Annotated in this window: 15 protein-coding genes and 1 tRNA gene; 13 read left to right on the forward strand and 3 right to left on the reverse strand. The window is 66.7% G+C overall.

The window, feature by feature from the left end; all coding sequences use genetic code 11:
* Positions 1-57 precede the first annotated feature (57 nt).
* The 5 genes from ACO05L_RS09165 to ACO05L_RS09185 are packed head-to-tail and all read left to right on the forward strand — an operon-like array spanning position 58 to position 4,682.
* Positions 58-933, forward strand: coding sequence for a cobalamin biosynthesis protein CobD/CbiB (locus ACO05L_RS09165; RefSeq protein ID WP_421731665.1), 876 nt, complete (start codon positions 58-60; stop codon positions 931-933).
* Complete coding sequence (locus ACO05L_RS09170; RefSeq protein ID WP_421728874.1) at positions 921-2,408, forward strand: cobyric acid synthase; 1,488 nt, start codon at positions 921-923, stop codon at positions 2,406-2,408. Before ACO05L_RS09165 ends, ACO05L_RS09170 begins: the two co-directional genes overlap by 13 nt.
* Complete coding sequence (cobT, locus tag ACO05L_RS09175; RefSeq protein ID WP_421728875.1) at positions 2,405-3,415, forward strand: nicotinate-nucleotide--dimethylbenzimidazole phosphoribosyltransferase; 1,011 nt, start codon at positions 2,405-2,407, stop codon at positions 3,413-3,415. Before ACO05L_RS09170 ends, cobT begins: the two co-directional genes overlap by 4 nt.
* Positions 3,415-4,182, forward strand: a complete 768-nt coding sequence (gene cobS, locus ACO05L_RS09180; RefSeq protein ID WP_421728876.1) for an adenosylcobinamide-GDP ribazoletransferase — start codon at positions 3,415-3,417, stop codon at positions 4,180-4,182. The genes cobT and cobS overlap by 1 nt, the downstream gene beginning before the upstream one ends.
* A complete protein-coding gene (locus tag ACO05L_RS09185) occupies positions 4,179-4,682 on the forward strand; it encodes a tyrosine phosphatase family protein (RefSeq protein WP_421728877.1) in 504 nt (167 codons plus the stop codon). The genes cobS and ACO05L_RS09185 overlap by 4 nt, the downstream gene beginning before the upstream one ends.
* Before the next feature lie 67 nt (positions 4,683-4,749).
* On the opposite strand, the gene ACO05L_RS09190 is transcribed toward ACO05L_RS09185, so the two are convergent.
* Positions 4,750-4,839, reverse strand: a tRNA-Ser gene (locus ACO05L_RS09190).
* A gap of 109 nt (positions 4,840-4,948) precedes the next feature.
* Here ACO05L_RS09190 and ACO05L_RS09195 point away from each other — a divergent pair.
* The 8 genes from ACO05L_RS09195 to ACO05L_RS09230 are packed head-to-tail and all read left to right on the forward strand — an operon-like array spanning position 4,949 to position 10,938.
* Entirely contained in the window at positions 4,949-5,797 is an 849-nt protein-coding gene (locus ACO05L_RS09195) for a septal ring lytic transglycosylase RlpA family protein (RefSeq protein WP_421728878.1), read from the forward strand.
* Positions 5,798-5,845: 48 nt separating this feature from the next.
* Positions 5,846-6,472 (forward strand): dTMP kinase, encoded by a 627-nt coding sequence (gene tmk / locus ACO05L_RS09200; protein ID WP_421728879.1) that lies wholly within the window; start codon positions 5,846-5,848, stop codon positions 6,470-6,472.
* Positions 6,469-7,467 carry a DNA polymerase III subunit delta' gene (locus tag ACO05L_RS09205; RefSeq protein WP_421728880.1) on the forward strand — a complete coding sequence of 333 codons (999 nt, stop codon included), beginning with the start codon at positions 6,469-6,471 and terminating at the stop codon, positions 7,465-7,467. Before tmk ends, ACO05L_RS09205 begins: the two co-directional genes overlap by 4 nt.
* Positions 7,467-8,264 (forward strand): TatD family hydrolase, encoded by a 798-nt coding sequence (locus tag ACO05L_RS09210; protein ID WP_421728881.1) that lies wholly within the window; start codon positions 7,467-7,469, stop codon positions 8,262-8,264. Before ACO05L_RS09205 ends, ACO05L_RS09210 begins: the two co-directional genes overlap by 1 nt.
* Positions 8,261-9,091, forward strand: coding sequence for an MBL fold metallo-hydrolase (locus tag ACO05L_RS09215; protein WP_421728882.1), 831 nt, complete (start codon positions 8,261-8,263; stop codon positions 9,089-9,091). The genes ACO05L_RS09210 and ACO05L_RS09215 overlap by 4 nt, the downstream gene beginning before the upstream one ends.
* The gene (locus tag ACO05L_RS09220) at positions 9,088-9,519 is read left to right on the forward strand and encodes a GNAT family N-acetyltransferase (RefSeq protein WP_421728883.1); all 432 of its coding nucleotides are present in this window, start codon (positions 9,088-9,090) and stop codon (positions 9,517-9,519) included. The genes ACO05L_RS09215 and ACO05L_RS09220 overlap by 4 nt, the downstream gene beginning before the upstream one ends.
* 54 nt (positions 9,520-9,573) lie before the next feature.
* Positions 9,574-10,701: a PLP-dependent cysteine synthase family protein gene (locus ACO05L_RS09225; protein ID WP_421728884.1), complete on the forward strand. Its 1,128-nt coding sequence runs from the start codon at positions 9,574-9,576 to the stop codon at positions 10,699-10,701.
* 54 nt (positions 10,702-10,755) lie between these two features.
* Positions 10,756-10,938: a DUF3606 domain-containing protein gene (locus ACO05L_RS09230; protein ID WP_013269402.1), complete on the forward strand. Its 183-nt coding sequence runs from the start codon at positions 10,756-10,758 to the stop codon at positions 10,936-10,938.
* 32 nt (positions 10,939-10,970) lie between these two features.
* Here the strand turns inward: ACO05L_RS09230 and lpdA are convergent, their stop codons facing one another.
* Together lpdA and ACO05L_RS09240 are read right to left on the reverse strand one after the other, a co-directional pair.
* Positions 10,971-12,374: a dihydrolipoyl dehydrogenase gene (gene lpdA, locus ACO05L_RS09235; RefSeq protein ID WP_421728885.1), complete on the reverse strand. Its 1,404-nt coding sequence runs from the start codon at positions 12,372-12,374 to the stop codon at positions 10,971-10,973.
* The gene (locus ACO05L_RS09240; protein ID WP_421728886.1) at positions 12,367-12,855 is read right to left on the reverse strand and encodes a glutathione peroxidase; all 489 of its coding nucleotides are present in this window, start codon (positions 12,853-12,855) and stop codon (positions 12,367-12,369) included. The genes lpdA and ACO05L_RS09240 overlap by 8 nt, the downstream gene beginning before the upstream one ends.
* Between the last annotated feature and the right edge of the window lies 1 nt (position 12,856).

The raw sequence follows: 12,856 nt of genomic DNA on the forward strand, positions 1-12,856 counted from the left end.
GCTCCCCCGCGGCTGGCCCACACTCAGTTGGCCCTAGCGACGATGCTGACCGAAGCTATGGTCGGATATCCCGACCGGCTCCATCGGCGCCTGCCGCATCCCGTAACGGCTCTAGGAGCCATGATCTCGGCAGGTGAGGGGTGGTTGAACCGTCCAGAACACTCGCCACGGCGCCGCAAGCTCGCCGGGATCGCGACCGTCGCTGCGACGGCGGGTGTGGCCGCTCTAACGGGTCTGGCAGCGTCGCGTCTGCCTGGTCCGGCGCCCGTTCTGGCCGCCACCCTGGGCCTGGCCCAGCGCAGCCTGCACGACCATGTCGCGGCGGTCGCCACGGCTTTGGAAGCGGACGACCTGGCCGCCGCACGGATCGCCGTGGGCCGGATCGTCGGGCGAGACACGGCCGCTCTCGATGAGGCTGGCGTGGCCGGGGCGGCCATCGAAAGCCTGGCCGAGAGCTTCAACGATGGGATCGTCGCGCCAGCGTTCTGGCTCGTGATTGCAGGCTTGCCGGGCCTCTATGCCTACAAGGCGGTCAATACGGCGGACAGTCTGATCGGCCATAGAGAGCCGCGCTGGAAGGATTTCGGCTGGGCTGCGGCGCGGATCGACGATGCCATGAACCTGGCGCCTGCGCGGCTGGCGGGCCTGCTGATCGCCACGGCGGGAGGGGGAGGCCTGCACGTCATGCGGAGGGACGCGCGTCATCATGCCTCCCCCAACGCGGGATGGCCGGAGGCCGCCATGGCGGGCGCGCTGGGCGTGCGACTGGGCGGTGCGGTCGCCTATGACGGGGTCATGACCGAACGCGCGATATTTGGCGATGGGCCGCCTCCGACGCCGCGAGATCTGAGACGCGCGCTGGACATTTACGTGCGCGCCTGCGGCCTGTTGTGGGCGGCGGTCGCATTCGGAGGGCGCGCATGGCGGCGCTGATGATCCAGGGCTGTGGGTCGGACGTCGGCAAGTCGGTGCTGGTGGCGGGTCTGTGCCGTCTCTTCACCAATCGCGGCTACCGTGTTCGTCCTTTCAAGCCGCAGAACATGAGCAACAACGCCGCTGTCACCGAGCCCGACGAGCAGGGTCGGCGCGGTGAGATCGGCCGCGCGCAAGCCCTTCAGGCCATGGCCTGCCGCACGCCTCTGTCGGTTCATATGAACCCGGTCCTGCTCAAGCCTCAGAGCGATGTCGGCGCCCAGCTGATCGTGCGCGGCCAGATCGAGGCCAGCTATCAGGCTATGGCCTATCAGACGCGAAAGGCCACGCTGCTGGACCTGGTGCTCGACAGCTTTCGCCGGCTTGAGGAGGAGGCCGATCTGGTGCTGGTCGAGGGGGCAGGCAGTCCGGCCGAGATCAATCTGCGCCAGGGGGATATCGCCAACATGGGATTCGCCCTGGCGGCGCAGGTCCCGGTCGTGCTCGTCGGCGATATCGACAGAGGCCATGTGATCGCTGCCCTGGTCGGCGCCAAGGCGGTGCTGGAGGCCGAAGATGCGGGCGCAATCCGGGGCTTCATCATCAACAAGTTCCGGGGCGATCCCGAGTTGTTCGATCAGGGACGCCGCGAGATCGTCAGCCGCACCGGCTGGCCCGACATGGGTCTTGTGCCCTGGCTTGCGGCCGCTCGAAGCCTGCCCGCCGAGGACGCCGTGGTCTTGAGAGGGGCTGCTGACGGGATGCGTCAACGGGTCCGGATCGCGGTGCCGATCCTTCGCCACATCGCCAACTTCGATGACTTCGATCCGCTTCAAGCTGAGCCCGATGTCGACTTGATCTATGTTGCGCCAGGCCAGCCGCTGCCAGCAGACTCAGACCTGGTCATCCTGCCTGGGTCCAAGGCGACCCTGTCCGATCTCGCCTTCATCCGGGCTCAGGGCTGGGACATCGACCTGAAAGCGCACGTCAGGCGGGGCGGTTGCGTGCTGGGCATCTGCGGCGGATTTCAGATCCTGGGTCGCACGGTGGCGGACCCTGACGGGATCGAGGGGCGTGCGGGTTCAGCCCTGGGGCTGGGGCTGCTCGAGATCGACACCATTCTCGGCGGCGACAAGGTGCTGGAACCCTGTCGCGGGCGCATCGTCGACGGTCAGGCCGTCTATGAGGGCTTCGAGATGCATATCGGTCGCACGACTGGCGAAGCCCTGAACCGTCCGCTGCTGATACGCGAGGATGGATCAGGCGATGGTGCGGTGTCGGCCGATGGCCGCGTTTCGGGCTGCTATGTGCACCGCCTGTTCGATGCCGGAACAGCCCGCGCCGCCCTGTTGGCCAAATTGGGCGGCGCCTCGGAGGGCGTCGATCACAGGGTTGCGGTGGATCTGGCTCTGGACGAGATCGCCGCCGTGCTGGAAACCCAGCTCGACATCGCCGCCTTGGCGAGACTCGCAGGCCTCAAGGATATCCCGACATGACGCAGCGCATTACCGAAGCCGCGGTCCGGGCGCATCTCGATGCCCAGGCCCGTCCTCCGGGATCGCTGGGGCGGATCGAAGACCTGGCGGTTCGACTGGCCGTCGTCCAGCAGACGATGAAACCCCAGGCCGAGGCGGTCAGCCTTCTGGTGTTCGCAGGCGATCACGGCCTGACCCAGGACCGCGTTTCCGCCTATCCGTCCGAAGTCACCCAGGCCATGGTCGCGACCCTGCTGGCCGGCCGCGCCAGCGCCAACGCCTTCGCCCGCGCCATAGGAGCCGAGGTCCGCATCATCGACGCCGGGGTTGATGCGGACCTGGCTCCCCATCCTTTGCTGGTCGACGCCAAGGTTGCGCGAGGCACGCGCAACGCCGCCCGTGAGCCCGCGATGTCCACTCAAGATGTCGAACTGGCCATCGCCCGCGGCAGCGAACAAGCCATCGCGGCCCTCGATCGCGGCGCAGACCTGCTGGTGCTGGGCGAGATGGGGATCGGCAACTCCGCCTCGGCCGCTCTTGTGATGCATCGCCTGGCGCCCGCACCGCTGCTGGACTGCATTGGCGTGGGGACGGGCCATGACAATGCCGGACTGGCGCACAAGCGAGCGGTTCTGACGCGAGCTTCCCAGCGCAGCGACGCGACCGAGCCGCTGGAGGTCCTGCGTCAGTTCGGCGGACTGGAGATCGCCATGATGGCGGGCGCGGTGCTGGGGGCGTTGGATCGCCGCGCCCTGGTCGTCATCGACGGCTTCATCTGCACCGCCGCCGCCCTGGCCGCCATCCGCATGCGGCCAGAGGCGCGAGAGGTCTGCCTGTTCGCGCATCGATCGGCCGAGGCTGGACACGACCAGATGCTGAAGGCGATGCAGGCCGAACCCCTGCTCGACCTGGGCCTGCGGCTGGGGGAAGGGACGGGTGGTCTGCTCGCGGTCCCTCTGATTCGGGCGGCTGCGGCCCTCCTGTCGGACGTGGCCAGCCTGGACGACGTCTTGGCGGGGCGGGTCTGATGTCGCGCCAGATTTACCTGTTCCTGACGGCGGTCCAGTTCCTGACGCGGGCGCCTGTACCGTCGTTCAAGGCTTTCGATCCGGACTGGATTCGTCAGTCCGCTCGATACTTCCCCCTCGTCGGCGGCATGGTTGGTCTGATTTCCGCCGCTGTATTCATCGCGGCCTCCACCGTCTGGACCGGCGCCCTGCCGGCCCTTCTGGCGACGGGGACTGGCATCCTGATGACAGGGGCCTTCCATGAGGACGGACTGGCCGACACGGCAGATGGGCTGGGTGGGGGCCAGACGCCGGAGCGACGGCTGGAGATCATGAAGGACAGTCGGCTAGGCACATACGGCGTGCTCGCCCTGGTTCTGGCGCTTTCGTTGAAGGTGGCGGCCCTGAGCCTGATCAGCCCCGCCCTTGTTCTCGCGGCGCTCCTGGCAGCCCACGCAGGGGGACGGGGCGTTGCGGTCCTGGCCATGCGTCTGTCGCCCTATGCCGGAGACCGGGCCTCGACCAAGGTCAAGCCGGTCGCCGATGGCGTCGGGCCCACGGAGATCATCGTCGCCCTAATCTTCACCGCTTTGGCGATCGTACCCGCAGCCCTGTTTTCACCCGTGATCGCAGCGGTGTCCGTCGGCGTGGGCGGCCTCTGCGCTGGGATCGTCGCCCTACAGGCCCGGCGGCTGATCGGTGGCTGGGTCGGGGACACCCTGGGAGCCTGCGAACAGGCGTTCGAGATCGGATTTCTGGTCGCCTTCGCCGGCATGGTCGTCGCGTGAGCCTGATCGTCTGTCCGCTGCATGAGGTCGACGAGGCGCTCCGCCGCTGGCGGCCGTCGCACGTCATCAGCCTGTCGTCTCCCGCCTCCGAACAGGCGATGATCGCGCCAGGGCCTGAACGCCTGAAACTGATCTTCCACGACATCCCCGAGCCTCGCGCAGGCCTCAAGCCCGCCAGCCAGGACGATGTCGCCGATCTCATCGCCTTCGCCAAGCGCTGGCCTCGCGAGCGGCCGATGCTGATCCAGTGCTGGGCGGGAGTGAGTCGCTCTCCCGCAGCCGCCTACGTCGTCGCCTGCGCCCTGACTGCCGCCGGCCAAGAAACCCGCCTGGCGCGGCATCTTCGCTCGGCAGCGCCCTTCGCCACCCCGAACCCCCGCATGGTCGCGCTGGCCGATGACGCTCTGGGCAGGAAGGGCGGCATGATCGACGCGATCAAGGCCATAGGCAGGGGCGACGAGATATCGCTTGGAAATACCTTCCAACTGTCGGCGTTCTGATTTGTCTTGAGCGGGTTCAGCGGTTGCGTTGCCTTGCGCCGGCAGCGACGATCCGGCGCTGCGGCGATGGCGGACAGGGTGGGATTCGAACCCACGGTAGGCTCTCACCTACGGCGGTTTTCAAGACCGCTGCCTTAAACCACTCGGCCACCTGTCCTCGCGGACGCGGCTGGCTGCATAGCGGCAAAGTCCGGGACAGGCAAAGCCCTAGACAGGCTAAAGGCGCGATTAACCAAAACGGAAATGTCATCGTTCAGACTGTAGGGATGACGGCTCTCGACATCCCGATACGCAACCGGCTGCCCAGGGGGCTGATCGTCCTCGCGGCGACGGCGCTTCTGGCGGCGTGCGGCGGCGTTCCCGATCTTCCAGGCCTGCCTGGCGGGGGCGGGGGGGGAGGGTCGCGCGCGCCTGTGGTCAATGATCCTGCGCCGTTCGTTTCCGGCACCATGCGGCGCTATCAAGTGCGCGGCCGCTGGTATCAGCCGGCGGAACAGCCCCGCTATGACGAGACCGGAACAGCGTCCTGGTACGGCGCCCAGTTCAACGGGCGACCAACCGCCAGCGGCGAGCGTTTCGACATGAACGCCATGACGGCGGCCCACAAGACCCTGCCGTTGCCGGCTCTGGTCGAGGTCACCAATCAGGCCAACGGCCGCTCGCTGGTCGTCCGAATCAACGACCGGGGTCCGTTCGTGGACGGCCGGATCATCGACCTGTCGCGCGGCTCGGCCGAAGCCCTGGGCATCCTGAACCAGGGGGTGGGCCAAGTTCGGGTCCGCTATCTGGGACCGGCGCCCAGGGGCGGCGGCACAGGCAGTTCGGCCGCGGGACGCCTTCAGCGGGCGGAGGCGCCCCAACCCGCCGAGCGAGGCCCCACGCGAGACGACAGTCGCTACTGGGTCCAGGCCGGATCCTTCTCCGACAGTTTCGCTGCACGCATGGCCGCCGAATCGCTGGGTGGCGACGCGCGGGTTAATCCGGCGACGGTCGATGGCCGGCAGGTCTTTCGGGTCATGCTGGGCCCTTGGAACGACGCCAACAGCGCCGAACGCGCCCGCCAATCGGTCATCGGACGCGGCGTTCGAGATGCCTTGTTGATATCGGGCGGCTGAAGCGCGCACCGGGCTTGTGCTGAGCGCCGGGGTCGCCATTGTGCGCCCATGACGCGCGGCCGGTTCATCACATTCGAAGGCGGGGAGGGGGCTGGAAAGTCCACCCAGGTCGGTCTCCTGGTCGACTGGCTGCGCGATCGCGGCGTGTCGGTCGTGCGCACGCGCGAGCCCGGAGGATCTCCGGGAGCCGAGAGCATCCGAGATCTGGTCCTGAACGGCCCGCCCGAGCGCTGGTCGCCGACGACGGAACTGCTGCTGATGTACGCGGCCCGCGCCGACCACCTGGAGCGCACCATCCGCCCGGCGTTGGCCGCCGGATCGTGGGTCGTCTGCGATCGCTTCGCCGATTCCAGCCGGGCCTATCAGGGTTTTGCGGGCGGCATCGACACGGTGTTCATCGAGCAGCTGGATACTGCCGTCGTTGGCCGGGACCAGCCCGACCTGACCCTGGTGTTCGACCTGCCGGTCGAGGTCGGACTGGCGCGCGCGCTGGAGCGAGGCGGCGGCGAATCCCGCTTCGAATCCAAGGGGGCGGCCTTCCATCAGAAACTGCGCGAGGGTTTCGCCTGCGTGGTCGCGGACCATCCCGACCGATGCCGGGTCATCGACGCGACGGGTGATGTGGACGCGGTGTTCGCTCGGGTGCGCGCCGCCGTGGAGGTCATCGCGCCATGACCCATCCGCGCGACCGGTTCGACCTGCAGCCCTCCGCCACCGCCGAGGCCGCGTTCGAGGACGCCCGTGCGCGCGGGCGGCTGCACCATGCCTGGCTGCTGTGCGGGCCAGAGGGCGTGGGCAAGGCGACCTTCGCCTATCGCGCCACGCGACGCCTGCTGGGGGCCGCGCCGGATCCGTCGCGGGGCCTGCTGGGGGCGCGACCCGACGATCCGGTCAGCCGCCTGATCTCGGCCCAGTCCCATCCCGACCTTCTGGTGCTCGAGCGGCTGGTCGAGAACGGCAAGACCAAGAAATCCATCTCGGTGGACCAGGCCCGTGACCTGCCGGAATTCTTCTCCAAGAGCCCGTCCCAAGCCCAGGCCCGCGTGGCCATCATCGACGCGGCGGACGACATGAATATCAATGCCGCCAATGCCTTGCTGAAGGTCCTTGAGGAGCCGCCAGAACACGGCGTGCTGTTTCTGGTCACGCACGCGCCTGGTCGACTGCTGGCCACCATCCGCTCGCGCTGTCGGCGGCTGTCGTTTCCGATCTGGACCGAGGCGGCGCTGGCCGATCTGGTCGCCGACCGGGAAGGACTGGACGCCGACGACGCGGCCTATACGGCGGCGATGGCGGGCGGTTCGCCCGGCGCGGCCCTGGCCCTGGCCTCGGGATCGACGCTGGAGGCGGATCGCCTGGCGCGCGCGTGGGTGGCAGGCCCCGCCATCGACCGGGCTGAGCAGTTATCCGTCGCAGATGGTTTCAGGGGCGCTGAGGGTCAGGCGCGGTTCGAGATGGTGATGGATCGGCTGGTCGCCGCCGTGAAGTCCCAGGCCCTTGCGGCGCCGGCGGGGCAGGGGGCGCGCTGGTCCGAGTTGTGGAGCCGATTGTCGGAACTGAGCGAACGCACGGCAGGCCTGAACCTGGATCGCGGTGATGTCCTCTCCGGTGCTTTGGCAGAGGTTTCGCGCATCCGCCGACAGGTCGACATGGAAGGAACGCCGCGCTGATGCTGATCGACAGCCACGTCAACCTGCACGCCCCGCAGTTCGACGAAGACCGCGACGCCGTCATCGACCGCGCGCGGACCGCCGGCGTCTCCTTCATGGTCGAGATTTCGGACAAGCTCTCGACCTTCGAGGCCACCCACGCCCTGGCCATGGCCCACGACGACATCTGGTGCACCGTCGGCGCCCACCCGCACGAGGCCAAGGATCACGCCGAGATGACGGCCCAGGATCTGGTCGCCCTGGCGCAGCGGCCGCGGGTCGTCGGCATCGGCGAATGCGGTCTGGACTTCCACTATGACCTCAGCCCGCGCGAGCTTCAGGCTGAAGTGTTCCGCCGGCATATCCACGCAGCGCGACAGACGGGATTGCCGCTGGTGGTGCACACGCGCGAGGCCGACGACGTCATGGCCGGAATTCTGCGTGAGGAACAGGCGGACGGCGCCTTCAAGTTTCTCATGCATTGCTACACTAGCGGCCAAGAACTCGCTGATCTGGCTGCGAATCTGGGCGGCTGGTTTTCCGTCTCCGGCATCGCCACCTTCAAGGCGGCCGAGGATGTGCGTCAGGTGATCCGCTCCATGCCCGCTGACCGGATCATCGTCGAGACCGACTGCCCCTATCTGGCGCCCATCCCGTATCGGGGGCGGCGGAACGAGCCCGCCTATGTTTCCCAGGTCCTGGCCAAACTGGCCGAGGTGAGGGGCTGGTCGCTGGAACAGGCCGACGCCATGACGACGGACGCCTTCTTCGCCCTGTTCGACCGCATCCCGCGCCCGCGGGCGGAGGCGAGCCAATGACTGACAAGCTTGAGACCGACACGCTCGAGATCGTCATCCTGGGGTCCGGCTCTTCGGGCGGCGTTCCGCGCGGCGACGGCGATTGGGGCGACTGCGATCCGACCGAGCCCAGAAACCGGCGCACCCGCTGCTCCATGCTGGCCCGCAGGCGCGGCCGAGACGGGCAGACGACGGTGCTGATCGACACATCGCCCGATCTTCGCGAACAGATGCTGGCCGCCCGCGTCACCGATCTGGACGGGGTGCTCTATACCCACGACCATGCGGACCAGACTCACGGCATCGACGATCTCAGGGTCTTCGCCTTGCGTCGCCGTCAGCGTATTCCAGCCTGGATGGATACGGCGACCCACGCCGCCCTGACCGCGCGGTTTCCCTATATTTTCGAAAGTGTTCACGGCTATTCGGCCATCGTTGAGGCCCGCGCGATCCCACCCCATGGCGAGCCTTGGTCCGTTGTCGGGTTGGGCGGCCCCGTACCTGTAACGACGTTCGACCAGGCGCACGGACCGATCCGCTCGGTCGGCTATCGTTTGGGTGATGTATCCTATTCCAGTGACGTATCCGGCCTGGACGAGGCGGCTATCGAGGCGGTTAGCGGATCAAGGCTCTGGATCGTCGATGCCTTGCGCTGGACGCCGCATCCGACCCACGCCAACGTCGATCAGGCACTGGAGTGGATCGCCCAGGCCGGCGTGGAGCGCGCGGTTCTTACGAACCTCCATATTGACCTTGATTACAATGCTTTGTCTTCATCTCTTCCTGATAATGTCGAGGTCGGATACGACGGGTGGTCGACCGTTTTGAACATTGGCGACGGCGTATGACCGTCGAAATCCATGAGGTCGGCGAGGCGCAGACATCCGAGACCTGGCCGGTCATGCAGCAACTCAGGCCGCATCTCGATCTGGTTTCCTACCTCGATGCGGTCAACAGGATGCGGCGAACGGATGGGTTCAGGCTGATTGCCGCGCGCACCAAAGGTGTCATCCGTGGCGTGGCGGGCATTCGGGTTATCGAGATGCTGTATTGCGGTCGGATTCTAGTGGTCGATGACCTGATTACCGACGCGGGCGCGCGTTCAGGCGGCGTCGGGCGCGCCATGTTGACGTGGCTGGGCGCCGAAGCGGCGCGCCTGGGCTGCGGTCAAATCCACTTGGATTCAGGGCTGCACCGGATCGACGCGCACCGCTTCTATGAACGCGAGGGATTTCAGAAGACTGCATGGCACTTTGCTAGAGCGGTACGAACTTGAGCGCTCAACCCTCTAGCCTTATTTCGCATAATATATCTTAGGCGCGTTCCAGATATGACGTTCGACCGTGGCTTGAACACTATCGCCAACCCTCTCCAATCGTCGCCGGGCTCACCAAATCCGCGTGATTGGGCGACCTATGCGGTGCGGCGCATCGAGGCCGACTATAACCGCTCGGCCGACACCCATCTGATCCCGGTGGACCTGCCTGCGCTCGCCGATATTGCTCTCTACCTGAAGGATGAGTCGAGCCATCCGACGGGCAGCCTCAAGCACCGGCTGGCGCGCTCCTTGTTCCTTTATGCACTGTGCAACGGATGGATCGGCCAAGGCATGACCATCGTCGAGGCCTCCAGCGGGTCCACGGCGGTGTCAGAAGCCTATTTCGCCCGGATGCTGAACCTGCCCTTCATCGCCGTGGTCCCGCGCGCCACGGCGCCAGAGAAGATCGCCGCCATCGAGTTCTACGGCGGTCGCTGTCATTTCGTGGACAGGCCCGGCGACGCCTATGCCGAGTCCGAGCAACTGGCCCGAGATCTGGGCGGCCATTACATGGACCAGTTCACCTACGCCGAGCGCGCCACCGACTGGCGCGGCAACAACAACATCGCCGAGTCCATCTTCACCCAGATGTCGCGTGAGCCCTGCCCAACGCCGCGCTGGGTGGTGTGCGGCGCCGGCACCGGCGGCACCTCGGCGACGATCGGCCGCTTCGCCCGCTACAATCTTCATGACACCCAAGTCTGCGTCGCGGACCCGGAGGCCTCGGTGTTTCACCGCCACTGGGCCGACCGCACGGTTCAGACCACGGATGAGGCGCCGTCCCGGATCGAGGGCATAGGCCGGGCCCGGGTCGAGCCGTCCTTCATTCCTGGCGTCATCGACCGGATGATCGCGGTACCGGACGTGGCCTCCATCGCCGCTGCGCGCGTGCTGAGCCGTCGCCTGGGCCGCCGGGTCGGCGGATCGACCGGGACCAACCTGTGGGCCTGCGCCCTGCTGGCGACCGAAATGGCGGCAACGGGCGAACGCGGCTCCATCGTTTCGATCCTGTGCGACCATGGCGATCGCTATGGCTCGACCTATTTCAACGACGATTGGCTGGCGACGCAGGGCTTCGACGTCGCGCCGTGGGAGGTCAGGATGGAGGCCTTCTTCGCGAACGGCCGCCTCCCGATCTGAATCAGGGTAGGCCCCCTACCATCTGATCCTGTTCATATTTTTATGGAGAACATCATGGCCGGTCTGAAAGACAAGCGCGGCTTCATCGACAAGGATCGGCTCGATCTGTCCGAGCGTCAGGCCGTCGAATACTGGATGAAGCGCTGGGGCGTGACCCGCGACCAGATCACCGCCGCCCACCGCAAGGCTGGCCGCATGGTCAAGGATATCGCCGCGGAGCTGGGCAAGAAGAGATAGCCCTCCCCACCCGCTCCTGCGGTCGATGGTTCCTACAGGTGGATCGTCCGGCCGTAGGCGTCCAGCGCCGCCTCGTGCATGGCTTCCGACATGGTGGGATGCGGATAGACGATGCCGTGGATGTCTTCCTCGGTCGCCTCCATGGTGATGGCGGTGACATAGCCCTGGATCATCTCGGTGACCTCGTGGCCGATCATGTGAGCGCCGATCAGGGCGCCGGTCTTGGCGTCGAAGATGACCTTGACGAAGCCGTCGATTTCGCCCGCCGCCACGGCCTTGCCGTTCACGCGGAAGGGGAAGCGGCCGATCTTGACCTCGCGCTTGGCCTCACGCGCGCCCTGCTCCGTCACCCCGACCGAGGCGACCTGGGGCTGGGCATAGGTGCAGCCGGCGATGGGCGAGACGACGTTGGGGGTCTTGTAGCCGGCGATGTATTCGGCGGCGTGGATGCCTTCGTGGCTGGCCTTGTGCGCCAGCCAGGGCGCGCCAGCGCAGTCGCCGATGGCGTACAGGCCCTTCACGTTCGTGGCGCAATGGCCGTCGATGGTGATGTGGCCCCGGTCCATGTTGACGCCCATCGCCTCAAGCCCGATGCCGTCGGTGTTGGCGGTGATGCCGACCGCCGAGATGCAGATCTCGGCTTCCAGCGTCTCGGCCTTGCCGCCCGCCTCGATGGCGACGGACACGCCCTTGGCCGACTTGGACACCTTTGTGACCTTGCAGCCGGTGCGGAACTTGATGCCGCGCTTCTCGAACGACTTCTGAGCGGCCTTGGAGACCTCTTCGTCCTCGACGGGCATGATGCGGTCGACCGCTTCCACGATCGTGACCTCGGCGCCCAGGGCGCGATAGAAGCTGCCGAACTCCACGCCGATGGCGCCCGATCCGATGACGACGATCGACTTGGGCATGGACTTGGGCGCCAGGGCCTCGCGATAGGCCCATATCCGGTCGCCGTCGGCTTCCAGGCCGATCTGCGGGATGGCCTTGGCGCGGGCGCCGACGGCCAGCATGACCGCCTTGGCCTCGACCGTGCGCGATCCGCCCGCCTTCAGAGCGATGACCACCTTCGGAGCAGCCGCGCCTTTTTCCAGCTTGGCCGAGCCTTCGATGACCTCGATCTTGTTCTTCTTCATGAGGAAGGTGATGCCCTTGCTCATGGTCGAGGCCACGCCGCGCGAACGCTGGATGATGGCGTCGAAGTCGAAGGTCGCGCCCGAGGCGGACAGACCGTAGTCCTTCAGATGGGACAGGCTCTCGAACTTCTCGCCCGACTTCAGCAAGGCCTTGGTCGGGATACAGCCCCAGTTCAGGCAGATGCCGCCCAGGTTCTCGCGCTCGACGATGGCGACCTTCTGGCCCAGCTGGCTGGCGCGGATGGCGGCGACGTATCCGCCAGGACCGGAACCGATGACGATGAGGTCGAATTCAGCCATTTTGGATCAGCTTCTCGATGTCGGCGGCGATGGCCGCGGGTTCGGTCTGGGGCGAGTAGCGGGCTGCCACCCTGCCCTCGCGGTCGACCAGGAATTTGGTGAAGTTCCACTTGATGGCCTTGGAGCCGAGGAAGCCGCGCTTCTGCTCCGTCAGCCAGGCGTAGAGCGGATGCTGGTTCGGGCCGTTGACCTCGACCTTGTCGAACAGCGGAAAGGACACATCGAAGCTGGTGGCGCAGAAGGAAGCGATCTCCGACGCCAGGCCCGGCTCCTGGGCGCCGAACTGGTTGCAGGGAAAACCCAGCACTTCGAACGGCTTGTCCGCATAATCCCGATGCAGAGCCTCAAGTCCGGCGTACTGGCCGGTGAAGCCGCATTTGGAGGCCGTATTGACGATCAGCAACGCCTGACCGCGAAAGCGGTCGAGCGAGACCTCGGTCCCGTCGATGCCGCGCGCGGTGAAATCGTATGCCGTCGTCATG

Origin of the sequence: Brevundimonas sp. (assembly GCF_965227765.1) — a bacterium.
Taxonomy (GTDB): domain Bacteria; phylum Pseudomonadota; class Alphaproteobacteria; order Caulobacterales; family Caulobacteraceae; genus Brevundimonas.

Excerpts from the sequence above, each read along its gene's own strand:
- ACO05L_RS09165 (WP_421731665.1), top strand. The coding sequence starts at position 58 with ATGGTCGGATATCCCGACCGGCTCCATCGGCGCCTGCCGCATCCCGTA.
- lpdA (WP_421728885.1), bottom strand. The coding sequence starts at position 12,374 with ATGGCTGAATTCGACCTCATCGTCATCGGTTCCGGTCCTGGCGGATAC.
- cobS (WP_421728876.1), top strand. The coding sequence starts at position 3,415 with ATGTCGCGCCAGATTTACCTGTTCCTGACGGCGGTCCAGTTCCTGACG.
- ACO05L_RS09225 (WP_421728884.1), top strand. The coding sequence starts at position 9,574 with ATGACGTTCGACCGTGGCTTGAACACTATCGCCAACCCTCTCCAATCG.
- ACO05L_RS09205 (WP_421728880.1), top strand. The coding sequence starts at position 6,469 with ATGACCCATCCGCGCGACCGGTTCGACCTGCAGCCCTCCGCCACCGCC.
- ACO05L_RS09230 (WP_013269402.1), top strand. The coding sequence starts at position 10,756 with ATGGCCGGTCTGAAAGACAAGCGCGGCTTCATCGACAAGGATCGGCTC.
- ACO05L_RS09240 (WP_421728886.1), bottom strand. The coding sequence starts at position 12,855 with ATGACGACGGCATACGATTTCACCGCGCGCGGCATCGACGGGACCGAG.
- ACO05L_RS09210 (WP_421728881.1), top strand. The coding sequence starts at position 7,467 with ATGCTGATCGACAGCCACGTCAACCTGCACGCCCCGCAGTTCGACGAA.
- ACO05L_RS09170 (WP_421728874.1), top strand. The coding sequence starts at position 921 with ATGGCGGCGCTGATGATCCAGGGCTGTGGGTCGGACGTCGGCAAGTCG.
- ACO05L_RS09215 (WP_421728882.1), top strand. The coding sequence starts at position 8,261 with ATGACTGACAAGCTTGAGACCGACACGCTCGAGATCGTCATCCTGGGG.
- tmk (WP_421728879.1), top strand. The coding sequence starts at position 5,846 with ATGACGCGCGGCCGGTTCATCACATTCGAAGGCGGGGAGGGGGCTGGA.
- ACO05L_RS09220 (WP_421728883.1), top strand. The coding sequence starts at position 9,088 with ATGACCGTCGAAATCCATGAGGTCGGCGAGGCGCAGACATCCGAGACC.
- cobT (WP_421728875.1), top strand. The coding sequence starts at position 2,405 with ATGACGCAGCGCATTACCGAAGCCGCGGTCCGGGCGCATCTCGATGCC.
- ACO05L_RS09195 (WP_421728878.1), top strand. The coding sequence starts at position 4,949 with ATGACGGCTCTCGACATCCCGATACGCAACCGGCTGCCCAGGGGGCTG.